This is a genomic window from Acidocella sp. MX-AZ03, from assembly GCF_027626035.1.
GTDB classification, from domain to species: Bacteria; Pseudomonadota; Alphaproteobacteria; order Acetobacterales; family Acetobacteraceae; genus Acidocella; species Acidocella facilis.
Genome location: NZ_CP110774.1, coordinates 1,855,936 through 1,879,099, shown reverse-complemented (window position 1 = coordinate 1,879,099; position 23,164 = coordinate 1,855,936). Strand labels below are relative to the sequence as shown.

Sequence of the window (23,164 nt, the reverse complement as noted above, 5' to 3'; positions counted from 1 at the left end):
CAGAACCCGGCCCCGTGCCGGGTTTTGCATTTTTGGAGGCCAATATGGCGAATTATTATTCACCGACAGTGATCCCGGAGATCATCCCGAACGCGGTCATGACGAAGCTGGAGCTGTTGTTGCTCTCGCATATGTTCGATGCGGACTCGGACGGCGATGGAACCTATTTCCATTCCTGGCAAGGGCCATCGGATCTGATCTGGATCAATCGCGCTGAGCTCACAATGGCGCTGGATGCGGCCCGCGACAGCAACAGCCAAGTGCATTTCTATGTGGAGGAGAAACTCAAATCCGCCACATCGGATGATGACACCATTGCACTGGATATGAGCGGCATGTCCTGGGAGGTGATTCTCCAAGATATCGTGCGGCGTTCCGTCAAGCTGCGCTATATCACCGTGACGACGGCGTTCACCTGTTCAAAAATGCGCGCCGACGGGTTTGGCGGCATGGCGCTGTTCATCACCGCCGATGCCATCAAAGCCTGCTCGACCACGGAGTTTCTCTCGGATTGTCGTGCCGACATCGCCGGGCAGGAGGACGGGTAGCCCTATGCTCGGGACGATCCACGAAAAGTTGAGAACCACGACCAATGCGGATGGGCCGGACCCGGAAGCGGGACGGCCCATTTTGCGTGGGGCGGTGTTCTGCGGACGCCGAATAGAAGAAATTTCCGCAGTCTCGCGGGGAACCGAGGCCACCGGCCACTTGTCGCCCGTGCCGGTGAGACGGCGTGGGTGCATTTGCGATTCGGAAGATAGCGCGTGGGCCGGGCCGAGCGATAGGCTGTGCTGTTCGGCCTAACGCCGAGGGTGGGCCGGATTGGTAGCAATCTGTAGCGATGGAGGGGCAATCATGCCCAAGCCTGATTTTTCCATGCCGGCGGCCGAGCTGGCGCAGATGCTGGCGCGGCAGGCCGAGGCGGTGTGCCGGCATTATCTGCCCGCCGGGCGGCGTGAGGGGCGTTATTGGCTGGTGGGGGATGTTCATAACACGCCGGGGCGGTCTTTGTTTGTGCGGCTCAGCGGCGGTGGCACGGGCAAGGGGGCGGCGGGGCGCTGGCAGGAATATGTTGCTTAGCGTATTATGTTGCGGAGTGCCCGTCATTGGTAGCCGGCCCGCCAACTGGCTAACCGGCAGTCAACATAATTTCCCAACGGCGCCAGATCGGCATGATTGCGTCTCCACCATCAAGGAGACACGACCATGTTTGAAGAACTCTTTGTCATTCCGGCATTCGTCAAAAAATATCAGACGGCGCCGCTCGCCGAGCAGCGAGCCCATTATCTGCGATGTCTCCAAAGGCTCGGGGCTCGCCGGAGCACCTTGCGCAGGGCTGCCAATGCTCAACTGAGCCTGATCCGGCTGTTGGATCTGCAGGAAGGCAGCACGGTGACCGTTCTGCAAGTCGAGGCTGCAGCCGCAATCTGGGCACGGCCGAAGGAACGTAGATGTAAGCGGGCGGCCTCGCTCAAAGTGTACGAGCGGTTCGTAAGCTTCGGGATACAGTGGCTCCGTTTCCTGGGATGGCTCGATGAACCCGTGACCTCCTGCCACCCGCACCATGCCGAAGCTACCATTTTTGAAGGGTGGCTGCGCGCAGAACGCGGTTTGTCCGAGGCAACAATTCAAAGCTACCGCCGGGCCGCCGATCATTTCTTTATCTGGCTGGCGGAGCGCGGCATCACGCTGAGCATCCTTCGGATGGTGGACGTAGATGCCGCCATTATGGCGGAGCGCAAACGCGGATGTTGGAACCGCCGGACGATACATGATTACGCCCAGCGTCTGAAGGCATTCTTTATATTTGCCGAAGCGCGCGGCTGGTGTCGGTCGGGATTAGCCGCGGGCATCATGGTACCGGGGTTCATGGCCGATGAGACGATACCGAAGGGTTTGCCGCGCGAGGATGTCTTGCGTCTGCTGGCTTCGGTCCAGGGCGACCGTCCGGTCGACAAACGCGACCGCGCGGTTCTGATGCTGTTTATCGCTTACGGACTGAGGGCGGGAGAAGTCGCCGGCCTGCAACTGGACGATCTGGATTGGGAGAATGAGCGGCTCCGTGTGCGCTGCCCGAAGCCTGGCCGGACCCATTTGTGGCCGCTGACGCAAAGCGTCGGCCAGGCCATTCTGAGCTACGTGCGGAATGCCCGGCCAACCGGCTTCGGGCGCAGCCTCTTCTTCACATCATGTGCGCCGATACGGCCGCTCGACAGAAAATCCCTGAGCGGGATCGTCGCCAGTCGCCTCGCAAATATTGGCATTATCGCCGGGCGGCGAGGCCCCATGCGCTGCGGCACGCCGCAGCCCAGCATCTCCTAGACCAGGGCATATCGATGAAGGTAATCGGGGATTTTCTGGGGCACCGGGATCCATCCTCCACGGCAATTTACGCCAAGGTCAACCTCGCTGCGCTACGCGAGGTGGCGGCTCTCGATTTGGAGGGGTTGGCATGACACTGCGAGAAGCCATCGAACAATACATTGCCCTCCGGCAGGCGCATGGTGCGAAGTTCATCGGCAGCGCAAGCATCCTGCGTCGCTTTCTGAGATATGCCGACGGCGATGCCGCATGCGATGCTGTCACCACGGCGCATATCCTTTCTTTTTTGACTGGCAATGGGCAGCTGACGCGGCTGCGTGAGAACAAATATCACGCGCTGGCCGGATTTTGGCGTCATGCGATCGGCCGCGGCCATGCAAGCGCCTCACCAATGCCGGACAACGAGCCGAGGCCGCCAACCCGGACGCCGCCGCATATTTATGCGCGTGACGAACTGCGGAGGCTGTTCGACCGCGACACCATAGAAGCCAGCCGCGCGGGTGCAGTGCAGCTGGATGCCGATACATTCCGGATGCTTTTGCTGCTGTTGTATGGCGCCGGGTTGCGCGCCGGCGAAGCGATGAGTCTCACGCTGGCGGATGTCGAACTGCCAGCAGCCGTCCTGACAATACGTGCCACCAAGTTTTATAAAAGCCGGCTGGTTCCGCTCGGACCACACCTGGCGTCAATATTGGCGGATTATATGTCTCTGCGCCGCCCTGGCGTGGCAGCGTCAGATGAGGAATCCTTCCTGCTCGCAAATCGGGACGGAACGCGGCTTGCAAGCAGCACCGTTCAGGCGGCATTCGATGCCTTACGGCGCATCACCGGTGTCCATGGCAGAGCGGGTGGCCGGCTGTTCCCCAGGCTGCATGATTTCCGGCACAGTTTCGCGGTCCACAGCCTCACAGCATGGTATCGACAGGGCGCGGATGTGCAGAGATTGCTGCCCGTACTGTCCACCTATCTCGGCCATGCCGATCTAGAAGGCACCAAAATCTACCTGACGATGACACCGGAGCTGCTGCAGCAGGCATCATTGCGATTTGCATGCTATGCGCATGGAGGCCAGGATGCATGATCTCGTAACCCTCGGCCCATGGCTGCGGCGCTTCCTGTCCGAACATATCGTCACCGAGCGCAACCTGGCGCGGAACACGCGCTCCAGCTATCGGGATACATTCTCTTTGCTGCTACCGTTCATCAGCCGCAAATTGCGCAAGCCCGTGGACCGGCTGGCTGTGCGCGATCTCTCAACCCAGCATGTGCTGCAGTTCCTGGCACATCTGGAGGAGGACCGGGGATGTTCCGCCCGGACCCGTAACCAGCGCCTTGCCGCCATCAGGGCGTTTGCCCGTTTCATCGGCAGCCGGGACCCAGCCCATATCGAATGGTGCGGCCATATCCGGGCCATCGCATCCAAAAAATCCATGCAGCAGCCGGTCGGCTGGTTGGCTAGGCCAGAAATGGAGGCCATGCTCGCCGTGCCTGACCGGAAGACGCCGAGGGGGCGTGACGAATATGCGCTGCTGCTCTTTCTTTACAATACCGGGGCGCGCGTCTCCGAGGCCACGCAATTGAAGGTGCGTGATCTACAGCTTGAGCACGGCAACAGGGGGCATGATCTGGTCACCTTGCATGGAAAAGGTGGCAAGACACGCCAGTGCCCGCTTTGGCCGGAGACAAAAGCCGTGCTGGCCCAACGAGTGCTCGGCCGCGCGGCCGAAAATGCGGTCTTCGTGAGCAGGCTTGGAACGCCTTTCACGCGCTTTGGCGTCTATCGGCTGATCGAACGTTGTGCCGCCCGGGTGCCGGCGTTAGCTGGTAGAACGATAACCCCGCATGTGATCCGGCATACGACAGCCTGCCACCTCGTCCTTGCCGGCGTCGACATCAATACCGTCCGCGCCTGGCTCGGCCATGTCTCGATCAGCACCACCAATATCTATGCAGAGATCGACATAACACTCAAAGCCCAAGCTGTGGCACTCTGCGAGGTGGGGCAGCCTCAACTCGGCCGGTCATGGAAAAACGATAAAGACCTCATGGCCTTCCTCAAATCCTTGTGACGCAGGAGATTATGTTGCGGCGATCTGAGGTCATGTCAGGCCAAAAGGCATGGTCCGGAATTCCGCAACATAACACGCTAAGCAACATATTCCTGCTTATGTGTAACTGCACATAAGCAAGATGCCGCCGAGGGCACGCATGGCGATTTGCTGGATTTGATCCGGGAAAGCTGCGGCCTGACTGAGTTTCGGGATGTGGCTGAGGAGGCAAGGCGGTTTTTGGGGCTGAAAGGGGATGATCATGCTGCGGCTCGCGAACGCCGCAGCCACCCTGTGGGGCATATGGCGAGTTCACTTGGTACTTGTGCTATCCCCGGGTCCCAGGCGGATGATGGCAGTGATCCCGCTCCTGATGCCGCCCAGGCCCAACGCGCCGCTAGGCGGTTGTTCGGCATGGCGCAGCCCCTCCCAGGCACCCTTGCTGAAACCTATTTGCACCGGCGTGGGATCACGCCAGAGGCACTTACCGGAATCGATGCCTTGCGGTTCCATCCGCGTTGTTTCTACCGCGCGACACCGGATGCGCAGCCGGAACCTTGGCCAGCACTGATCGCAGCGGTCACGGACCTCGAAGGCCGTATCACCGGCATCCAGCGCACCTGGCTTGATCCAGACGGGTTTAATCCCCTCCATCCCATCCGGCTGAGCAAGGCGCCATTGGTAACTCCACGCCGGGCGCTGGGTCTGCTGCTTGGTCATGCGGTGCGGTTTGGCACCACGGCAGAGTTGGACAACGAACTGGCGCATGGCTTGCTTGTGGCAGGCGAGGGCATCGAGACCGTGCTGTCGCTGCGCTGCGTGATGCCCGCCATGCCAATGGTGGCCGCACTCTCGGCTGGGCATCTGGCCACCCTCCTGCTCCCCGAGGGGCTACGCCGGCTTTATATCGCCCGTGATGCCGATGTGGCCGGCGATCGCGCCGTGGCAAGTTTGACCGGACGCGCAATTGCCGCAGGGATCGAAGCAATCACGCTCTCGCCCCGCCTTGGCGATTTCAACGATGATCTCCGCGAATTTGGCCTCGCGGAATTGCGGGCAAACTTGCGGGTGCAATTGGCGCCGGAGGATGCCGTACGCTTCATGGTGCCCGGCTGAGTTTTGCGTGGCGGATGATTGGATGAGAGCCTGCCAACGCCGGGATTATCGTCATCGCCGGGCACTATATGCCCCTTCCCGCCGGGTGGCCGCGCCAGCGGCCTTCCGAGAGGGCGCTCTGTGCCGTGGGCGGCGGCGGCCCGCAATGGCGGCGGAGCCGCTATTTTCCGCCGCCCCGAGGAATGATCGGTAACACTGATCGTGCTGAGCAATGCCGGGGCTTTGCATCGCGAAGCAAAATAGCGGCCCCGCCGCCATCCTCCGCTGCGCTACGGCCTTAAAGGCCCACCCCATTGCGCAGGCGCAATGGGGACCCCGGGTGGGTGCGGGCCGCCGCCGCCCACGGCCAGGATCGCCATGGAAGGCCGCGATCGGCGCGGGCTTCCGGCAAACAGGAGCATCCTATGACCCGCGATTATGACGATACCGGCTATGAGCCACCGCACGCATCATCACCCACCGCGCATATTCTCAACGAACTCCAGCTCTATGGCTACCATCCCGGCCAGGACGAGCCCGACCCGCGGCCCTTGCCCGAAGCACATCTTATTGCCGGCGCGGTTGCGGATATTTTCGATGCCTTCGTCGCCACCTTGAGTGACACCCGCCTGGAGCCTGACCTGGAGGAATTGCTCTGGGCCACGGTCAATTTGTTCCACCGCGCCGCCGGGCGGATCGAGCGGCAGCTCGACGATAACGAGCAGGCGCAGAAACGCAGCCAGAAGGAGCAGGATGGCTCAGAAATCCGCTCGGTCGAACTGGAACGGCTGACGGCGGAAGGGCAGACATTGCTGGAGCGCCGGGACTGCCTGGAATTCTTCCGTGACCAGGCCGCCGAGCAGTTTGAACGCCATACACGCACTGCCTGGCGCCCACGCTCAGGCTCGATGGTCAACCACCGGGCGCTGACCGCGTCCCTCATCGATAGCCGGGATTTTATCGCCGCCAAGCGCCAGGCGCAGATGGCACCGCTGCTGCCCTGCGGCCCGAAAATCGCCTTCACCGGCGGGATGGAATGCAATGACCACATCCTGATCTGGGACAAACTCGACAAAGTGCATGCCAAGCACCCGGACATGGTGCTGCTGCATGGCGGCAGCCCAAAGGGGGCCGAGCGGATCGCCGCCGCCTGGGCCGATGCGCGCAAGGTCACGCAGATTGCCTATCGCCCCGACTGGACAAGGCACGCCAAGGCTGCACCGTTCCGGCGTAATGACGCCATGCTGGATGCCTCACCAATCGGCGTGATGGTGTTTCCCGGCACCGGCATCCAGGAGAACCTCGCCGACAAGGCCAAGAAGCTTGGCATTCCGGTGTGGTGCTTCGGAAGTGGGGGCGCATAGCTCCAAAATCCCAGTTCCACGCATGCCGTATCCCACCCATAGAACAAAACCGTTCAGCAACGTCGGCTTTGTTCACCAGACCAGTCCCCGCCAACGCCCCTCCCGGCATCACCGGGCGGGATTCATCGCGGCTTGTGTCCCGCTTGCTTACTGGATCAGATATGAAAATTGTTTGCCTCGCGTGACATTGTCGTGGGTTGGCAGGGTCAGGCGCGCATCTCGACTCATCGCTTGGTCGGAATGATCGCTCCACGGCAAAACGCATGACCATGTGCCGACCAATCCGCTTGTCCATTGATGCGAGGGCAGGGGTGGCGTCGAAGCAACTGTTTATAAACGGCATGATAGCGCAGCTACGTCTGCAGGGTCGGTCTCGTTCGTCCACCATGGATGATGCTGATTTTTTGAAGCCCCAAGTGTCGCCAAATCTCCTAAATGCCTGCCCCAAGCCGCGCCACGCGGCCTCTCCGTGGCTGATCTGACCGAAGGACGATCGCCTTCCTGCAATGGCGGCCTCTAACTTTTTTCCCCGGCAGCGAAGCTGCCTCCTCGCGGACGCTGCGCTCCAAAAAAGCCAGACCCCGCCATCCTACGCTAACGCTACGGCCGAACACGGTGCAGGCCGATCGTGCCCCCGGTCAATTGATCGCCATCGAGGCTGCGATGGTCGCGGGCTCGAAACAGCAAAGGAGATTTGACATGGCTACCATCGGAACCTTCAAAAAAGCCGGCAATGAAATCCACGGCGAGATAGTTACCTTGAGCGTGCAGACGAAGAATGTGCGCATCGTGCCTGAAGCCAACCGCAGCAACGACAACGCGCCCAGCCATCGCATATTCTGTGGACGGGCTGAGTTGGGTGCTGGCTGGTCCAAACGTTCCGCCGAGGGGCGCGATTATATCTCGGTCAAGCTGGATGACCCCAGCTTCAGCGCGCCGATTTACGCCAATCTCTTCGACGATGAAGGCGGCGACGGCTACACCCTCATTTGGTCTCGTAGCCGCAAGCAAAACGGGGAGTAAGAATTGCAACAAACCCCGCCCGGCGATTCCGGGCGGGGAAGTATTTTGAAAGTTGACGAGAGCTTCTGTGAAACGTCAGTATCAGCTAAAAAATTACGATAGAGAGCACGCAGATTTTTGAAAAAAGCTGCACCAAAAACTTCTTAATTGGTCAAAACAAGCCGACCGTTGTGGGGCTTTTCTATCGATTTAATTTGCGAATACTGAGGTCCAGTATATACTGAAAACATTCCAGCCATTCGTGATGACCCCGTAAAGCCAGATATGCTACCAATATCTGCCATTAAATACCTTTGATTTGCCATTTCGTTAACGAATCGTCTTTCGACCTGCACCCGAACAATCAAAATCAGCGTTGCGCCCCAGTCATACTTGGTTGGCCGCATGCTCTGTTCGTATACGCAATATTAGCGCAGACCACCCCCGGCAAGAATCCGTTCCCCCGTAAGCCAGCGTGCGTCGTCCGATGCGATAAACGCTACAACGTCGGCGATGTCCTGCGGCTGACCAAGACGCCCAAGCGGCGTCTGCGCAATAATGCCAGCCTCAAATTCCGACGCGATCATCCCTGCCGAGTGGGTGCCTTCTGTTTCGGTAAGGCTCGGGCTCACCGTGTTGACGCGGATCTTCCTGGGCCCGAGTTCTCTGGCCAGCACGCCGGTGATGGCGTCAACCGCACCTTTCGAAGCGGTGTAGACCGCCGTCTGCGGCGGCGTGATGACGGTAACGCCAGAACCGATATTGATGATGCTGGCCCCTTCGCCCAGGTGCGGTGCCGCTGCTTGTGTGACCAAAAGCAAGCCCAACACGTTGATGTCGAACATCTTGTGGAATTGTGTTTCGGTGACCGTTTCCAGAGCGCCGAATTCATAGACGCCAGAATTATTGACCAGAATATCCAGTCGGCCAAAATTGGAAATGGCAGCGTCGACGATGGCCTTCGTGTCGGCCGCCTTTGACACATCGCCTTGAACCGCGACGGCCTTTCCACCGGTGCCGGTGATAGCCTCGACCACCTGTTCGGCGCCAGCCTTGCTGGATGAATAATTGACCACGATAGCAGCGCCTTGCGCGGCGAGCGTTTTGGCGATGGCTGCGCCGATGCCTTTGGAGGCGCCGGTAACGATGGCGACTTTGCCGGTGAGTTTGGACATGGTGAAATAGCTCCTTTGAAGACGCCCGTCAGGCGTCGCGTTGCTCGACCGCGTCAATGCGGTCGGGGTAGAAAGCGAGGTGGTCTTTGATCTCGGCCACGGCGCCGTAGGGTGCCTCGTAGGTCCAGATCGCATCGACTGACCGCTCGCCTCCAGCAGGGATGCTGAAATAGGCGGCTTCGCCTTTGTACGGGCAGTAGGTCGTCGTGTCGGAGCGGACCAAAGCCGCCAAATCGACATCCTTTCGAGGGATGTAGTGGACAGGCGGATAGTTCGCCTCACGCAGGGTGAGCGCGTCGCTGGTATCGGCAATCACGCGCCCGCCCACAGTAACAATCACGCGGCTTTTGTTTGCCGCAATGGTGATCGGGTGGTCAACGTTGGGGATCTTGATGGTGCGTTCAGTCATGATGGTCTCCTGTTGAATGGCGGGCTGTTAAAGCTTCGAGCCGCCGTCTACGCGCAGCGTGTCGCCCGACACCCAGCGCGCGGCGTCAGAGACAAGGAAGGCGATCGCGCCGGCGATGTCGTCTGGCTGTGCCACACGCTTCAACGCTTGCATGCTCAGAGTGAAGTCGTGGCCGGCGGCAGTTTTGGCGAAACTCGACATGTCAGTCTCGACCACCCCAGGTGCGACGGCATTCACCCGCACGCCCTTGGCTCCAAGGATCAGGGCAAAATGCTTGACCAGGGTGTCGACTGCGCCCTTGGTCGCGGCATAGGCCGACAGGTTTCCGACCGCGGCATGTGCTGCAAGCGACGACGTGAACACCACGCTTGAGCCTTCCTTGAGGATCGGCAGCAATTGTTGCACCAGGAAGTACGGGGCGCGGACGTTAACGGCGAATTGCGTGTCAAAATCCTCAATCGTTGTCTCTTCGATTGTGGCAGCCTTCGAGATGCCTGCGTTGGCGACGAGAATATCCAGCCGGTCGCCGACGATCTCTCGTACTTTCGCTGCGAGCCTATGCGGCCCATCTGGAGAGGACAGGTCGACGCCAACGGCTTCGGCGCGGCCGCCCGCAGCTTTAATCTGGTCGACGACCGACCGTGCTTCGGCAGCGTTGCGACCGTAGTGGACAAGAACTTGTGCGCCAGCTTTGGCAACTGCCAGGGCGGTGGCGCGCCCGATGCCGCGCGAGGCGCCGGTGACAAGCGCGGTCTTTCCGTTGCAGGGTGTCATTTTGATTTTCCTTTAAAAGACGGGAGGGGTATTGATCGAAAACACCGGGGGCGGCCGATCGGTTGGATGATTTCGGGTTGCATCACGCGTCCAGGAACAAAGCGGTGTGAGCCAGGAACAGCTCCGGATATTGGTAGAAAGACGCGTGGCTGGAATCCGGATAGATGATGAGATGCGCGTTCGGCAGGTGCTGCTGCAACGTGAAGCCGTTGACCGTCGGGATGATCAGGTCGTTGCTGCCTTCGACCACGAGCACCGGATGATGGATGTCCGCTAGATAATCCCATACGCCATCGGTTTTCTCGTTGGATTTAACGATCGCGGCGTACTGCGCGGCGGCAGACGCTTCGCTGACTTCCGGGCCGCGATCCTGACGGCGGAATTTACGCTCAAGATACTTCATTCCGGCGGCGCGACCCGCCGCGTTGTGCAAGAAATGTGCGGCGATCCAAAGATGCTCCGGTGGATCGTAGGTAGCTGAAAAAATATCCGCAGATTTGCTGGCGGCCGTATCAGCGCCACGCGGGCCGGTACCCACCAGGAGGAGTTTGCGCACCAGGCTTGGCGCTTGCACCGCGATTTCCTGGGCGACTTTGCCGCCGATCGAATAACCCAGCATGTCGGTTTTACTGATTCCGAGTGCCTTGATGAAGGTGACGGCGTTCGCGGCCATGCCGGAGACGGTTGCCGGCGTCTCGCCCGAGCTGGCGCCGATGCCGGCATTGTCAAACAAGATGACCTCGCGCTGCTGCGCCAACCCGTCGGTAATGGTCGGATCCCAGTGGTCCATTGTGCCGCGAAAATGCACATTCATGACGATCGGCACGCCGCCTGTTTTGCCGAAGCGGCGATAGGCGAAGCGGATGCCGTCGGCCTCGATAAATTGGGTCGGGACCGTGTCGTGTGTATAGGTGGTCATGGCGAAACTCCTTTGTTTGGATTGACGATCAGTTAGCCGTGCGGCCGCCGTTAACGTTGATGATCTGGCCGGTAACGAAGGACGCCTTGTCCGACGCCAGGAACAGGATCGCGTCGGCGAGTTCTTCGGGCTTGCCAGCCCGGCGAAGTGGAATCGACGCGAGCAGTCCCGCCTTGCGATCCTGCGAGCCGGTAAAGCGGTCGAGCATCCCGGTCTCTACCGGCCCAGGCGCCACTGCGTTGACGCGGACACCGAAAGTGGCAGCTTCCAGCGCGCCGGATTTGGTCAGCCCTTCAACCGCATGCTTGCTGGCGACGTAAAGCGACGCGTTCGCAGCGCCACGGCTACCCATGGTCGAGGAAATGTTGACAACGCTGCCAAATCCTTGTGACTGCATGACGCGAAACTCGTGCTTCATGCACAAAAGCACACCCAACACATTGGTCTCGAAGGTTGCGGCATAGGCCGCCAGGGTCTGGTCTAGAATGGGGCCAGGATTTCCTTCTGTCCCGGCGTTGTTGACCGCGACATCGATCCGGCCGAAGCGGGTGACCGCCCCATCGATTAACCCTCGGACTTCGCTCTCATCGCGAACATCCGCTTTGATGAAGATTGCCTCTGCGCCGAGCGCGTGAAGCTCGGCTTCCAATGCCTCGCCAGTCTGAAAATTGCGGCCGGAAACAACGACTTTGTGCCCTGCGTTTACCGCAGCCAACGCGGTGGCGCGGCCGATACCCGCGAGTGCGCCCGTGATCAAAATGACCTGGTCTCTCATGTCTAAACTCTCCAAAACCCGATAGATTCAAAATTTTTTATTCGCGGAGCGGGGTTTTCGTTCGTGCCCAAATCCGTTGATAACCCGTCTCGATGGGTGTCTAATTAGGTTGTGGTTGCGCCTGTGAGAAAGACTTTGTAAGGTCACGTCCCATATCCAGGAGGTATGGGTCAGATATGGAGCTCAGGCATCTTCGCTACTTTATTGCTGTGGCTGAGGAGAGGAGCGTTACTGTCGCGGCTGAGAAGCGGCTGCATACAGCGCAGCCCTCTCTCAGCCGCCAGCTTCGTGATTTGGAAATCGAGATCGGCGCGCAGCTATTCACACGCGGCGCCCGCGGGGTGGAGCTGACCGATGCCGGGCGCGCCTTTCTGCCCCACGCGCGTATCGCTGTCAGTGAGGCTGCCGAAGCAGTCCGAGCCGCTCGTCGCGCAGCTCGTCCGGCGAAAGCGGTCTTTTCCGTCGGCTTCCTAACTGGACAGGAGGTCGATTGGCTTCCCCACGTCACGCGCATTCTCAGAATCGAACTGCCGAAGATCGAGTTCAAGGTAACGAGCATGTACTCGCCCGATCTGGCTGAAGCGCTGCAGAACGGCGAGATCGATCTCGGCTTTCTGCGCGTCGAGCCAAAGCCGAATGTGACCTACGACGTAATCGCGAAAGAGCCGATCGTTGTCATTCTTCCAAGCGACCATATTCTGTCTGCAGAAAAAGAAATTGATCCAAAATCACTTGAGGGCGAAATCCTCGTCGGATTCTCGGATATCGCGAGCGTGTTACGGCAGGTGGTTGAAGGCTATTTTTTGGCAAAGGGGATCGCGCTCACACCAAGCCACCGTGCCGAGACTTTTTCGACGGTCCTGTCGCTCGTCGCATCGCTGCGCGGCGTTGCACTCATGCCCACTTATGTTGAGGCACTGCTCCCGTGGTCTGTAGTGAGCCGGCCTCTTAAGGGCGAGCTGCTTACTATAGATTTGGCCATAGGCTATCGGTCAGACAATTCTTCACCCGTACTAAAGACATTTCTTGCGAATCTCGACCAGCTCATTGTCGCCGGGCCGGCAGGAACGCGTCGGACGTTGTAACTAGCGGTCTGTTTTGAATTATAAGTCCCAGGGGAATTATTCGCACCAGGCCACCCGCGTCGGAAGTCCGATGTGTTTACATCCAATCAAATCTATAATTTCCCTTCAGTGCTTCGTCGGCGCTTGCAAATTTTGGTTCGTTTCCAATGAAAGCGCTAACGGCCACAGAGTGGTCTTTGAAACCAACACTTCCTTGGAAAATCCTTTACTAACGCGTTACTCGTGCAACACGCCCAACCAGCATAGAGTCCGCAGGACATGAATGAAGAAAGTAGAGGCCAGCCGGTAGAAAATCTGACTCGTTCAACACCTTGTTCACGATAAATTAATCCTCGGCTGTGTAGCCCGGCCAAGCAATGCTTCTGCAGCCCAATGTACGAAATATCGTTTGAGAGCTTTGGATGGCGTCAAGCCAATAGGACCATTGGCTTCGATGTAGTCGAAGGTGAGCATGGCAGCCTTCAAAATGGGCGCGTTACTCAATGCAGGTTCATTATCGGCAATAGGCTGAAAGCGGATCATGGCGAAGATTGAGCGATTACCGCTGGAATACCAAGTGTCGGGCGAACTATGTTTGTGATCGCGGCGGTGCGACGACCGTTATTGCGCTGTGGCTGAAGGCACGGCTGGCGATATCGGATCGGTCCAGACCGGCATAAAGCAATAATGCCGCCCATCTGCATCTTGCTGGATGGATTTTCGGCAGGCGGCCATGGCGGTGGCGCCGTCATTATCCTGCATAAGCTGGCCCCAGGCGAGGGCCTCGGCCGGGCTGGCTTTCATGGCGGCGGGGATCAGGTGAGCTGCCACCTCCGCCTGGAAGCGGCCGTCATTCAGCCCGGCGGCGTAGGTGAACAGGCTGGGCACCAGGATGGACAGGGACAGCGCCAGACCCAGGGCCACGATACTGCGGATACGCAGGGTGGTGATCTTCATGCGCATGGTGCGTTCCGCCGCATTGGCCAGCTGCGGGCCGAGCTTGTTGACGATGTCCATGCCGGACGCGTGCACCTGGGCGATGGCTTCATTGGCGATGGCGCCGGTCTGGGTTTTCAGCGTGTTGGCGATGTCGATCTGTGTGGCCTCGCTGGCCTGGTAGAGGTCGCTCAATGCGCCGACGCATAGCGCCAGGGCTTGGAGTTGCTCTGCCAGAGGGTCGCCTTTCAAAGCGGCGGCAGCGGCAGCACGGCGCAGGATCATCTGGGCTTCGGAAATCTGCTCATGCAGCGCCTCACGGCGGGCTTTGGGGTTTATGGGATCCATGATTTTACCCCCGCGAAGCGGCGATCCATGGCAGTCAGCCAGACGCGCACCCGGGCGGCGTCGAACAGGCCGAGCGGCGGATTGATAGTGCCGTCGCGCGCGGCGGCGAAACTGCATTGGCGGCTTTCCACGGCCTCGGCGGCGTGCAAGCGGGGCATCCAGAGCCTCACACAGTCTGCCATTAGACGGACATAGGTGTCGGATGCGGTCAGTCGGGCAAAGGCCCGCTCACGGGTGGCACCTGGCTCGATGCTGTATTCGTTGAACACCAAGGCTTGCGCCACTGGTGTGAACCCGCGTGCAGCCAGGGTGAGGGCAGGGAGCAAATCCTCGGGCTGCGGGCCGGTTAGATGGAACATCACCGGCGCCATGCCGGCGGCCTCGATATGCGCGGCCAAGCCTGGCATCTCGGCGGCAAGCGAGCGCAGGGTGGTGTCACCGCCGCCGAGATCGACGAGGGCGGATTGGCGCTCATTGATGCAATACTCGATCAACTCTTGCAGCCAAGCGGTGACCCCGGCGGGATTATCGGTCTCTGGCCGCGCGACATCGGCGAAATAGGCGGAGAAGGTGGCGTTACTCGGGTCCACATCAGCGAGAATTGGCGTGCCGCCCTTGCGGATGGAGGTTTCGGTCAGCCAGCGGAGCAGGGTGGTTTTGCCAGTTTTGCCCCGCCCGGCGGCGAAGATGATTTTGGTTTGGCCCGTGAGGTCGAGGCCGTGCTCGATTTCCGGTTCGGGTTGCTGGGGTGGCGCCAAGTTGACGATGTCCGCGCGCAGGCCAGTGAATTTCGCCGGACCGGGGCGGTAGGGCGTGGCGCCGGGGACTTGGGCGGCAGAAGGGGTGTTTGTGGGTTGTCTTCGGGCATCAGCTGGGCTCCTGCTGTTCAGTTGGACCAATTGGCGGGCGCGGCGTGGGCGGAATTGATGAAGGGGCGGCCCGCTCGTGGTGGGCAGCCCTTGCGGGACGCGGAAGGAGGCAGGTTTGAAGCGGGGAGTATCGGCAGTGGTGAGCGGGAATGACGTGGCGGATATAGGTGGTGCCGGCACCATTGGCGTTGCCGGCGTTGGTGCCACTAGGGCGGCCGCGCCGGGCGGCGGGGCTGTTGCCGTCGGGGCCTGAGCCAGATCCGGCGGCGTGCGTCGCCGGTAGCCTTTGAGTGGCATCAATGCGCGCGACAGCTCACTGCGCAGTCGCTTGTCGGTCCAGGGTTTGCCGGTACGATAGGTGATGCCAACCTTGGTCAGGGCCGCGCCGACCGCGGCCCATGACCATTCGCCATGCACGAGCGAGCGCAGCAGCTCATGGTGCTGGCGTAGCCACGGGCGCATAATGTCGCCTTGCCGCCAGAGCGGGCGGAAGATTTCAGCCAGGGCGTCGATGTCGGCATCAGTGGGTCTGCGCTTGAGTGACATGACCAGCGCCTTTCAAAAATAGCGGTGGGGAGTTTCACGATTTTTGACCCCGCGCGCAATCTTCCGAATCGGAAGTAGAGAAGCTGGATTGCACAATCGCTGGCGCAATCAACAGCTCTTTGGCTGGCTCAATCGCTATCGCAATGGCTATCTGATTAGCCTGCTTAATGGCTGGCGCAAAAGCTATCTCTAATCTCGTCCGTTTGGTGTGGTATCGGGTTATGCGGCTACAACAGACCAAGGAATGCTAGCGCATGCGGGTGCAGTAGTATGACATAGATCAGGCAACGCGATTTCACAACCAAAGTGCATTTTACTTCAGGCCGTGCGATTTGATTTTATTTACGATTGGGGAACATTCTGAGGGGGGCGAGACATATTTTTCGATAAATTCCTTTTGAGTTGCTTCTTGTCCGGGCCTGGGTGAATTAACTGGGACGTAATTTCGTCGGCTTGCACACGATTAAGCTGAAAGTACCTTGAAATGAGACTGCTTACAGCTTGGACGACAGCAGCGTGTGTTAAAAGGTTGGCCTGCGAAAGGTTAGCTTGAAACTGATCCAACTGATCGAGCATCTGGTTCAAATCAGTTAACTCAAACATATGACGGGATGTCCCAGGGCACCATTTTCGAACCTCCAAAAAAGCCTTAACCTATCTGTATTTTAATTATAAACCTCAGGTTGTCTATAATGCCTTCGCTTAAATTACTTAAGATTGTGCAGCGCCATGGGCCGTGCGATCGCCGCTGGCAGTCCAACCCTCCGATTGTTTTCTTTAATCATTTGAACTTAAACAGTTTTTTAAAGCAACGCCTAACCAAGATGTAGCTATCACATTTTGTTCATTACAAACGCAGCCGCCGGCTATTAGCAAGATTAAAAAAGTTTCTAAAAAGTAATTTGGTTAGACTGTTAGGTGCGTTATGGACTGCGATTTAATTTTCACTCTCAAGACTGAACACATAGTTTTTGCTGATTTGGCCCAGTTTGTGGAGAGGCTCCGCAGACGTCCTGCAAAAGTAGTTACTTGCCGAGGCATGGGTACGTTGTGTCCTTTCTAGACTAGCTAGTGTTTAGTCGAACTGTTAGAAATTGCGTTCAGCCTTCCAGGATGTTCAAGACGCTATGGTTAATATTTATCGCCACGAATCCTCAGCAAAGCGGTTTGTCCGAGTGATGATCAATCTACTTGGTATAAGCGCGGGGGAGGGACATATCGGTTACATATATACCAGAGATTCGCTCACGGTCCTTGGACGAGCCAGGACGCAGCAATTGGTCAACACGCATGTATGTGGTTTGGTTGGATCACAGTTGACGTTATTAATGGGTTTGTGACCTTGACGGAGGAGGGGTATCTGGAGGCTACCGATACCTCGTTCACTCTTGACTGTCTCCCAGGCAACGATTCGTATTTTGAAGAACAATTCCGCGACGCCCACCCAGTGGATCTCGTCAGTCATCAAGAACACGAACGCAGGCGCCTGATCGCAGCTGAATGGGGATGGCTTAAGTATGAATCGTATGACCCGAAATTTCCGACTCTGGCCAAGGTCGTCGGCCTATTTATTTCGGGCCAAATTGATCAGAGCGAATGTGAACGTTATGTTCTCGCGCATCAGTTGCTGCAATGGGACTTTGGAACAATTAACGATGACTAGCTCATAGACTCGTGACGCCGGCGCGTTTAGATCACAACTTTTCCACGCAAACGCAGCGCTGCTGTCCGTTTCTCGGCTTCAAATGAGGCTTTTTCTCGTAGCTGGTGTTTCATCTTATTCTCTGTGCCGAAATCCAGTGCAGCCATGTGTTACTCGGTAAAATTAGAGAATTTAAGCCATGCTGGTCTTCGTGCCTGAATCTAAGTTCGTTGGCCACGGGTACGTCAATACGATATGCATTAGGTGGGCGCGACCGATAATATTCCTTGCCCTTTTAGGATCTTTCTTTGATTTTTGCTGGTACCGTTTTTGATCCAGCGTCCCAGAGAAAGTTTCCGCCTTGGGCTACATTGATGGTCGTTGAGGCCATACGGTTGAATCCTGATTGGTCGTGGCCAGTCGCCGATTTGTTAGTGGATCGGATTCGTATGGTTTACATCTCGTAACATTACTCTTTTGTAGGCCCCGGAAGGGGTCTATGGATTCAAACGTATTTTGGTAAGGTCTTCGCCTCTGCCTAGCATGCTCCATTGTCTACAGCAGAACTTTATATGCACTAAAAGGATCTGTTTTAAGTTGAAGCGGAGATTTATCAGCTCTACGACGAATTTGACTTCGTTGGAAATATAAATGCATCAAATCCAAAAGCACCTTGTCAATCTCTCCCTGCAGTAGCCCGCCAGATAATATACGAGCTGAGATTGCGGACTGACGAAACTTGCAGACGACCTTGAGATTGGAAATGGTTACCACCTCACGTAAGAGAGTTATTTAAAACCCTTACGTCATGCTCATAATGGTATGTTAACATTTTGAAGATATCCCAGGGCTTAACCTGACGTCGATGCAATATTTGCCGGGGGTTCGCTATTGATCAGCCCTCTTGTCACGTTTGAATTTCGGACAGTGATGTCAATATCGACTGAGAACATGCTGAACGCGGTGCTAGTTTACTCCTTTTAGATGGGCTTGCACTAAAGTTGCTAGCTACCTCCTCAATGAAATACTTAATGCTGCTTCGTAAAGTACCGCCGAAATGTTGTCTAAGCGCGCCGTAGCGCCACTCCATTATAACAAGGTGGGTACCCGGAAGTTGATGATCAGATCAGAGCACCTTTAGGGGCGTCATTTGACGAATCTTGTCCATAACATTAAAGCTTCGGACTCCATATTCATGACGCCTCGATCCACGTTCCATTGTGAATGTTATCATATCATAACTTAATAAGACCGCGTTTCTTGAGATACATTACTTACTCTGCTAGAGTTGCTAGCGGAGTGATCGTACGCAAAAGTTGTGATGTATCACTCGTTAGAAATTGCGTATCTAGTTGTGGTACACAGGGAACATCGCACTATGCAAACGGAAACGTTTATTACGCCAAGATCGCCTGGCGATCTCGATAAGCTAATAGGTAGCAAGATTCGATTGAGGCGAGCATTTCATCGGATAAGCCTAGAAAGTTTGGCAAAAAACCTTAACATTACGTATCAACAGTTACAAAAATATGAAAACGGTAAAAATCGAATAAGCGCCTCCCGACTCTTTGAAGTAGCTCAGCTACTCAAGGTAGAGGTTTCTTTTTTTTTCGTCGAGACTGATGAAAGTTGAATTCAGACCGGGTTAATGGCGCTTATCCCTGGCGATTAAACGGGTCGCTGAAAAAATTGAAAATGGCAATTTTTATGGGTAATATACAAGCTCAATTGCCCAATTACTGAAGGCGTCGTTACCCGATACCTGTCTAATAAAAAATGCACCATTAAAAAAGAGATTAGGAAATCGGGTATGGTTCTAGTCTCGCTGCACAGACATCGTCATTTTGACATCGCTGCCTCGATCACGTTAGCTTCAACATTCAGGCGGAGGCATTGCTGGTGACAGGGGGCACCTGCAGCGGCATGCTAGTTTTTGGGTTGTAGTATGCTGGCATAACGGCCGCTGTTAGCTGTGTCCAAGCCACACTTGGCGCATGGAACTGAAAATATTTGCTTGTTGATTGACATTGGTAAGGCTTTGAAATACTACATGCGTACCATCACTAAGTACGACGTTTAACGAGCCGCCGATGACCGCCTCGTTTGTGACCGAGAGGTTTGAGGCCACGATCAAATGTCCTGTGAAGTCACCAATCACGTCGGTGCCACCTCCGCCAGTTATAGAAAACAAATCGTTGCCAAGCCCTGCGCCGGTCAACGTCTCATTTCCCATTGCTGACACCAAGGTATTGGATCCATGTGATCCGCCGATCAATAAGTCATTAGTTCCTCCCGCTCTGAAAAGATCACCGCTACCGCTACCGCCGTTGAGGTAGTTATTTCCAATCTTACCACCAGAAACGATATTATTCCCGCTGGCGCCGCCGAATACTGTGACCTCGGTATTACTGTTTGCTGCCAACACAGTGCTGGAGCTACCTGATCCGCCAATGAATAACAAATGTTCATTGTTGTTATTATTCACTCCACCAATCTTCGGGCCATGTGAGTCCGTAACGTTCACAAAAGCATTAATATTTGCATCAATCGTTGCTGTACCATCGGAGATATTTTGGACATTTACGCTGTCGTTGGAGCCATTTATAACGATTTGGTTCCCGCCATAAACTTGATCGTTCGCAACAACGCTGTCATTGTTGCCGTCGAGCATAACACTATTTCCGCCGGCTAATGTTATGGCTGCGGCTGAGTTTGTTTGCAACAGTGTGTCGAGACCGCCAAGATTAAACTGCCCGCCCTGGACGGTAAACTCATTCTGTGGCGATATGGGAGTCTGTTGAGTTGCATGGGTCCAGGGGTTGGCGTCAGAAACGGTCGCATTACCTATCAGTGTTATGATGTTGCCCTGGCCTTGAAGAGTAAGCTTGGCGTTACTGCCGGCAATAGTGTTATCATCCGACGTCACAAATAGCGTAGCACCGTTATCAGCATTGATGCTGTTGGCACTGGTCAATACGGAAAGCGTGTCGGAGCCATTTACGATGGCAGCAGCTCCTGCCTGATGACTTGCTCCACCAAGTACAAAGAGGTTTCCAGCCCCTGCAAGGCTGATATTGCTAATGTCCTGAGGAGAAATAAAACCCGAGTTGTTGCTTCCAATGACATTCAACACGTTGCCAGCACCGCTAGATCTTTCGTTTGAGCTAAAGAAGTCATTGGAGCCTAAATTTATGACGTTTCCTCCATTTGTCTCTGAAAAGAGTATGTTGTTTACTAAAATATTATTGGCTGCAGCAACTGTATTGTCGCTACTACCGATGGTTACAGCGTCACCCTTTCCAAGGTTAATTGTGGCGCCGTTCGAGGCGACATTGATGCTTAAATTAGAGTTTTGACCGATGTTCTCGGCTATAATTTTTCCGCTACCGGAGATGACGGTATCTTGTGCGTTCATAGTGGATTCGACAAGTAGGGAACCAGGACCTGCGTGGATTAGGTCGCTGCCTCCCGATACCACGGTGGCAAATCCAGATCCTAGGGATATCTCATTTTCGGTATTAGCCTGGGTCTGGATGTAGTCATTGCCCGATAGCGCGTTGATGGTGGAGTTGCCGGTTCCAAGGCGCAGCGTCATGCTACCGCCATTTGTCGCGGCCGACGTCAGCAAGGTTGTGCCCGACCCACCCTGGTAGGAGAGATTGCCCTGCCCCCCGGTTACCGTGGCCGCTCCGGCGCCGCCGGTGATGGTTGTGTCAGCCTGGCCGGTCTGTACCCACATCGAGCCCGAGCCGCCGGTGATCGTATCCAGGCCATTGGAAATCACCGTATCGTTGCCGCTGCCGGCCGACAGGCTGTTTTCGGTATTAGCCTGGGTCTGGATGTAGTCATTGCCCGATAGCGCGTTGATGGTGGAGTTGCCGGTTCCAAGGCGCAGCGTCATGCTACCGCCATTTGTCGCGGCCGACGTCAGCAAGGTTGTGCCCGACCCACCCTGGTAGGAGAGATTGCCCTGCCCTCCGGTTACCGTGGCCGCTCCGGCGCCGCCGGTGATGGTTGTGTCAGCCTGGCCGGTCTGTACCCACATTGAGCCCGAGCCGCCGGTGATCGTATCCAGGCCGTTGGAAATCACCGTATCGTTGCCGCTGCCGGCCGACAGGCTGTTTTCGGTATTAGCCTGGGTCTGGATGTAGTCATTGCCCGATAGCGCGTTGATGGTGGAGTTGCCGGTTCCAAGGCGCAGCGTCATGCTACCGCCATTTGTCGCGGCCGACGTCAGCAAGGTTGTGCCCGACCCACCCTGGTAGGAGAGATTGCCCTGCCCCCGGTTACCGTGGCCGCTCCGGCGCCGCCGGTGATGGTTGTGTCAGCCTGGCCGGTCTGTACCCACATCGAGCCCGAGCCGCCGGTGATCGTATCCAGGCCGTTGGAAATCACCGTATCGTTGCCGCTGCCGGCCGACAGGCTGTTTTCGGTATTAGCCTGGGTCTGGATGTAGTCATTGCCCGATAGCGCGTTGATGGTGGAGTTGCCGGTTCCAAGGCGCAGCGTCATGCTACCGCCATTTGTCGCGGCCGACGTCAGCAAGGTTGTGCCCGACCCACCCTGGTAGGAGAGATTGCCCTGCCCCCGGTTACCGTGGCCGCTCCGGCGCCGCCGGTGATGGTTGTGTCAGCCTGGCCGGTCTGTACCCACATTGAGCCCGAGCCGCCGGTGATCGTATCCAGGCCGTTGGAAATCACCGTATCGTTGCCGCTGCCGGCCGACAGGCTGTTTTCGGTATTAGCCTGGGTCTGGATGTAGTCATTGCCCGATAGCGCGTTGATGGTGGAGTTGCCGGTTCCAAGGCGCAGCGTCATGCTACCGCCATTTGTCGCGGCCGACGTCAGCAAGGTTGTGCCCGACCCACCCTGGTAGGAGAGATTGCCCTGCCCCCGGTTACCGTGGCCGCTCCGGCGCCGCCGGTGATGGTTGTGTCAGCCTGGCCGGTCTGTACCCACATCGAGCCCGAGCCGCCGGTGATCGTATCCAGGCCATTGGAAAATACATGGCTGTTCCCGTACCCTTCAACAATCGTATTGCTTGTGCCGTTCTGAGTTCTAATGATCGAATCACCAGATAAAGCGAAAACTGTGGAGTTCCCTGCTCCGAGATTTGCTGATAAATTGCCGCCGCCTTCTGGAGCAGTCGTCAAAAAAGTAGACCCAGCCCCACCTTGGAACACCAAATTCCCTTGTCCACCCACTACTGAGATTGCTCCGTCCCCGCCTGTAATCGACGCAGCGGACTGTCCCGATTCGATGAGAGAGTGGCTCGAAGAACCGGCTGCAGTACCGTTAACTATTAGTGCACCGGCACCACCGGCAATTGTGATATCTCCGGAGGAGCCGAGATTTACCACCGCCGTACCTTGACCAGTTGAGACATATTCCGGCCCGATTCCGGAATTTACGGTATTATTTCCCGCACTGGCAAACACAGCACTTACCGTAGTGCCCATATTGATAACGCTATCGGTGGTGGCAATTATAACCTCGCCGGTCAGATTTGTTCCTGTGGTCAAAGATGCAAAGAGTCCCGCAGCAAGTGTCTCTGGTAGCGAGGCGTTTGTTCCGGCATCACTGTTCCACAATATCGGAACATAATGCGTCATGGAATGTCCGCCTGTATCGCTCACGCTGATCTCTAGTGCGTCGTCAGTACCCACAAAGCTTGCGACATATTGTAATGACGCTAGGTCCTGATTGACCTCTCCTAGAGATCCCTGAATGATCAGCGCGTCGTGTTGATTCACAATTGTGTGAAACTCAGTTCCAAAATTTGCACCGGAAGAAATGGTCCCAAATATTGAAGAGAGCGTAACTGAGACATCACTGTTGCTACTCAAATCAAGAATCTCAGGTGCTAGAGAACCTGTT

23 protein-coding genes and 1 pseudogene are annotated in these 23,164 nt (G+C 56.8%); 12 read left to right on the top strand and 12 right to left on the bottom strand.

Annotated features, from left to right (window positions below; translation table 11 throughout):
• Positions 1-44 precede the first annotated feature (44 nt).
• From GT370_RS10475 to GT370_RS10440, 9 genes and pseudogenes are all read left to right on the top strand, one after another.
• Positions 45-548, top strand: coding sequence for a hypothetical protein (locus tag GT370_RS10475; protein WP_008494685.1), 504 nt, complete (start codon positions 45-47; stop codon positions 546-548).
• A gap of 307 nt (positions 549-855) precedes the next feature.
• A pseudogene (locus GT370_RS10470) lies at positions 856-1,068 on the top strand (DNA primase); the annotation flags it as partial.
• Between the two features lie 138 nt (positions 1,069-1,206).
• Entirely contained in the window at positions 1,207-2,322 is a 1,116-nt protein-coding gene (locus GT370_RS10465) for a tyrosine-type recombinase/integrase (RefSeq protein WP_270183040.1), read from the top strand.
• On the top strand, positions 2,220-2,456 hold the full coding sequence (locus tag GT370_RS21440) for a tyrosine-type recombinase/integrase (RefSeq protein WP_442865538.1): 237 nt from the start codon (positions 2,220-2,222) through the stop codon (positions 2,454-2,456). Before GT370_RS10465 ends, GT370_RS21440 begins: the two co-directional genes overlap by 103 nt.
• Positions 2,453-3,403, top strand: coding sequence for a tyrosine-type recombinase/integrase (locus GT370_RS10460; protein ID WP_008495807.1), 951 nt, complete (start codon positions 2,453-2,455; stop codon positions 3,401-3,403). The genes GT370_RS21440 and GT370_RS10460 overlap by 4 nt, the downstream gene beginning before the upstream one ends.
• Positions 3,378-4,391 carry a tyrosine-type recombinase/integrase gene (locus GT370_RS10455; RefSeq protein ID WP_008495808.1) on the top strand — a complete coding sequence of 338 codons (1,014 nt, stop codon included), beginning with the start codon at positions 3,378-3,380 and terminating at the stop codon, positions 4,389-4,391. The genes GT370_RS10460 and GT370_RS10455 overlap by 26 nt, the downstream gene beginning before the upstream one ends.
• Before the next feature lie 147 nt (positions 4,392-4,538).
• On the top strand, positions 4,539-5,486 hold the full coding sequence (locus GT370_RS10450) for a DUF7146 domain-containing protein (protein ID WP_270183039.1): 948 nt from the start codon (positions 4,539-4,541) through the stop codon (positions 5,484-5,486).
• 404 nt (positions 5,487-5,890) lie between these two features.
• A complete protein-coding gene (locus GT370_RS10445; RefSeq protein WP_008495697.1) occupies positions 5,891-6,829 on the top strand; it encodes a DUF2493 domain-containing protein in 939 nt (312 codons plus the stop codon).
• Positions 6,830-7,528: 699 nt separating this feature from the next.
• Positions 7,529-7,852, top strand: coding sequence for a DUF736 domain-containing protein (locus GT370_RS10440; RefSeq protein WP_008495696.1), 324 nt, complete (start codon positions 7,529-7,531; stop codon positions 7,850-7,852).
• A 407-nt stretch (positions 7,853-8,259) separates the two neighbouring features.
• On the opposite strand, the gene GT370_RS10435 is transcribed toward GT370_RS10440, so the two are convergent.
• The 5 genes from GT370_RS10435 to GT370_RS10415 form a co-directional block, all read right to left on the bottom strand.
• Positions 8,260-9,006 carry a glucose 1-dehydrogenase gene (locus GT370_RS10435; protein ID WP_008495694.1) on the bottom strand — a complete coding sequence of 249 codons (747 nt, stop codon included), beginning with the start codon at positions 9,004-9,006 and terminating at the stop codon, positions 8,260-8,262.
• Between the two features lie 28 nt (positions 9,007-9,034).
• Positions 9,035-9,415 (bottom strand): DUF427 domain-containing protein, encoded by a 381-nt coding sequence (locus GT370_RS10430; protein WP_008495693.1) that lies wholly within the window; start codon positions 9,413-9,415, stop codon positions 9,035-9,037.
• Positions 9,416-9,442: 27 nt separating this feature from the next.
• Positions 9,443-10,189, bottom strand: coding sequence for an SDR family NAD(P)-dependent oxidoreductase (locus tag GT370_RS10425; protein WP_008495692.1), 747 nt, complete (start codon positions 10,187-10,189; stop codon positions 9,443-9,445).
• A gap of 82 nt (positions 10,190-10,271) precedes the next feature.
• A complete protein-coding gene (locus tag GT370_RS10420) occupies positions 10,272-11,108 on the bottom strand; it encodes an alpha/beta fold hydrolase (RefSeq protein ID WP_008495691.1) in 837 nt (278 codons plus the stop codon).
• A gap of 28 nt (positions 11,109-11,136) precedes the next feature.
• On the bottom strand, positions 11,137-11,883 hold the full coding sequence (locus tag GT370_RS10415; protein WP_008495690.1) for an SDR family NAD(P)-dependent oxidoreductase: 747 nt from the start codon (positions 11,881-11,883) through the stop codon (positions 11,137-11,139).
• A 176-nt stretch (positions 11,884-12,059) separates the two neighbouring features.
• Here GT370_RS10415 and GT370_RS10410 point away from each other — a divergent pair, with 176 nt between their 5' ends.
• Positions 12,060-12,968: a LysR substrate-binding domain-containing protein gene (locus GT370_RS10410; protein WP_008495689.1), complete on the top strand. Its 909-nt coding sequence runs from the start codon at positions 12,060-12,062 to the stop codon at positions 12,966-12,968.
• 315 nt (positions 12,969-13,283) lie between these two features.
• Here GT370_RS10410 and GT370_RS10405 read toward each other — a convergent pair whose 3' ends face one another.
• The 3 genes from GT370_RS10405 to GT370_RS10395 all read right to left on the bottom strand — a co-directional run bounded on the left by GT370_RS10405 (position 13,284) and on the right by GT370_RS10395 (position 15,646).
• Positions 13,284-13,490, bottom strand: a complete 207-nt coding sequence (locus GT370_RS10405; protein WP_240376716.1) for a hypothetical protein — start codon at positions 13,488-13,490, stop codon at positions 13,284-13,286.
• 78 nt (positions 13,491-13,568) lie between these two features.
• On the bottom strand, positions 13,569-14,231 hold the full coding sequence (locus GT370_RS10400; protein ID WP_008495688.1) for a hypothetical protein: 663 nt from the start codon (positions 14,229-14,231) through the stop codon (positions 13,569-13,571).
• The gene (locus GT370_RS10395) at positions 14,219-15,646 is read right to left on the bottom strand and encodes a hypothetical protein (RefSeq protein WP_270184329.1); all 1,428 of its coding nucleotides are present in this window, start codon (positions 15,644-15,646) and stop codon (positions 14,219-14,221) included. Before GT370_RS10395 ends, GT370_RS10400 begins: the two co-directional genes overlap by 13 nt.
• Before the next feature lie 1,342 nt (positions 15,647-16,988).
• Here GT370_RS10395 and GT370_RS10390 point away from each other — a divergent pair.
• Both GT370_RS10390 and GT370_RS21435 read left to right on the top strand, forming a co-directional pair.
• Positions 16,989-17,309, top strand: a complete 321-nt coding sequence (locus tag GT370_RS10390; protein WP_205619855.1) for a hypothetical protein — start codon at positions 16,989-16,991, stop codon at positions 17,307-17,309.
• Positions 17,310-18,609: 1,300 nt separating this feature from the next.
• Complete coding sequence (locus GT370_RS21435) at positions 18,610-18,921, top strand: helix-turn-helix domain-containing protein (RefSeq protein WP_144052863.1); 312 nt, start codon at positions 18,610-18,612, stop codon at positions 18,919-18,921.
• Positions 18,922-19,254: 333 nt separating this feature from the next.
• Here GT370_RS21435 and GT370_RS10385 read toward each other — a convergent pair whose 3' ends face one another.
• From GT370_RS10385 to GT370_RS10370, 4 genes are read right to left on the bottom strand one after another with little or no spacing between them, the layout of a single operon-like run.
• The gene (locus tag GT370_RS10385) at positions 19,255-21,495 is read right to left on the bottom strand and encodes a beta strand repeat-containing protein (protein WP_270184328.1); all 2,241 of its coding nucleotides are present in this window, start codon (positions 21,493-21,495) and stop codon (positions 19,255-19,257) included.
• A gap of 26 nt (positions 21,496-21,521) precedes the next feature.
• Positions 21,522-21,833, bottom strand: coding sequence for a hypothetical protein (locus tag GT370_RS10380; RefSeq protein ID WP_270184327.1), 312 nt, complete (start codon positions 21,831-21,833; stop codon positions 21,522-21,524).
• On the bottom strand, positions 21,827-22,138 hold the full coding sequence (locus GT370_RS10375; RefSeq protein ID WP_270184327.1) for a hypothetical protein: 312 nt from the start codon (positions 22,136-22,138) through the stop codon (positions 21,827-21,829). The genes GT370_RS10380 and GT370_RS10375 overlap by 7 nt, the downstream gene beginning before the upstream one ends.
• Positions 22,132-23,133, bottom strand: coding sequence for a hypothetical protein (locus GT370_RS10370; RefSeq protein WP_270184326.1), 1,002 nt, complete (start codon positions 23,131-23,133; stop codon positions 22,132-22,134). The genes GT370_RS10375 and GT370_RS10370 overlap by 7 nt, the downstream gene beginning before the upstream one ends.
• Positions 23,134-23,164: the final 31 nt, after the last annotated feature.

What these genes read in the sequence shown, in the direction of transcription:
- GT370_RS10475 (WP_008494685.1), top strand. Translation starts at nt 45, where the DNA reads ATGGCGAATTATTATTCACCGACAGTGATCCCGGAGATCATCCCGAAC.
- GT370_RS10465 (WP_270183040.1), top strand. Translation starts at nt 1,207, where the DNA reads ATGTTTGAAGAACTCTTTGTCATTCCGGCATTCGTCAAAAAATATCAG.
- GT370_RS10460 (WP_008495807.1), top strand. Translation starts at nt 2,453, where the DNA reads ATGACACTGCGAGAAGCCATCGAACAATACATTGCCCTCCGGCAGGCG.
- GT370_RS10455 (WP_008495808.1), top strand. Translation starts at nt 3,378, where the DNA reads ATGCGCATGGAGGCCAGGATGCATGATCTCGTAACCCTCGGCCCATGG.
- GT370_RS10445 (WP_008495697.1), top strand. Translation starts at nt 5,891, where the DNA reads ATGACCCGCGATTATGACGATACCGGCTATGAGCCACCGCACGCATCA.
- GT370_RS10440 (WP_008495696.1), top strand. Translation starts at nt 7,529, where the DNA reads ATGGCTACCATCGGAACCTTCAAAAAAGCCGGCAATGAAATCCACGGC.
- GT370_RS10435 (WP_008495694.1), bottom strand. Translation starts at nt 9,006, where the DNA reads ATGTCCAAACTCACCGGCAAAGTCGCCATCGTTACCGGCGCCTCCAAA.
- GT370_RS10430 (WP_008495693.1), bottom strand. Translation starts at nt 9,415, where the DNA reads ATGACTGAACGCACCATCAAGATCCCCAACGTTGACCACCCGATCACC.
- GT370_RS10425 (WP_008495692.1), bottom strand. Translation starts at nt 10,189, where the DNA reads ATGACACCCTGCAACGGAAAGACCGCGCTTGTCACCGGCGCCTCGCGC.
- GT370_RS10420 (WP_008495691.1), bottom strand. Translation starts at nt 11,108, where the DNA reads ATGACCACCTATACACACGACACGGTCCCGACCCAATTTATCGAGGCC.
- GT370_RS10415 (WP_008495690.1), bottom strand. Translation starts at nt 11,883, where the DNA reads ATGAGAGACCAGGTCATTTTGATCACGGGCGCACTCGCGGGTATCGGC.
- GT370_RS10410 (WP_008495689.1), top strand. Translation starts at nt 12,060, where the DNA reads ATGGAGCTCAGGCATCTTCGCTACTTTATTGCTGTGGCTGAGGAGAGG.
- GT370_RS10405 (WP_240376716.1), bottom strand. Translation starts at nt 13,490, where the DNA reads ATGATCCGCTTTCAGCCTATTGCCGATAATGAACCTGCATTGAGTAAC.
- GT370_RS10400 (WP_008495688.1), bottom strand. Translation starts at nt 14,231, where the DNA reads ATGGATCCCATAAACCCCAAAGCCCGCCGTGAGGCGCTGCATGAGCAG.
- GT370_RS10395 (WP_270184329.1), bottom strand. Translation starts at nt 15,646, where the DNA reads ATGTCACTCAAGCGCAGACCCACTGATGCCGACATCGACGCCCTGGCT.
- GT370_RS21435 (WP_144052863.1), top strand. Translation starts at nt 18,610, where the DNA reads ATGTATCACTCGTTAGAAATTGCGTATCTAGTTGTGGTACACAGGGAA.
- GT370_RS10385 (WP_270184328.1), bottom strand. Translation starts at nt 21,495, where the DNA reads ATGACGCTGCGCCTTGGAACCGGCAACTCCACCATCAACGCGCTATCG.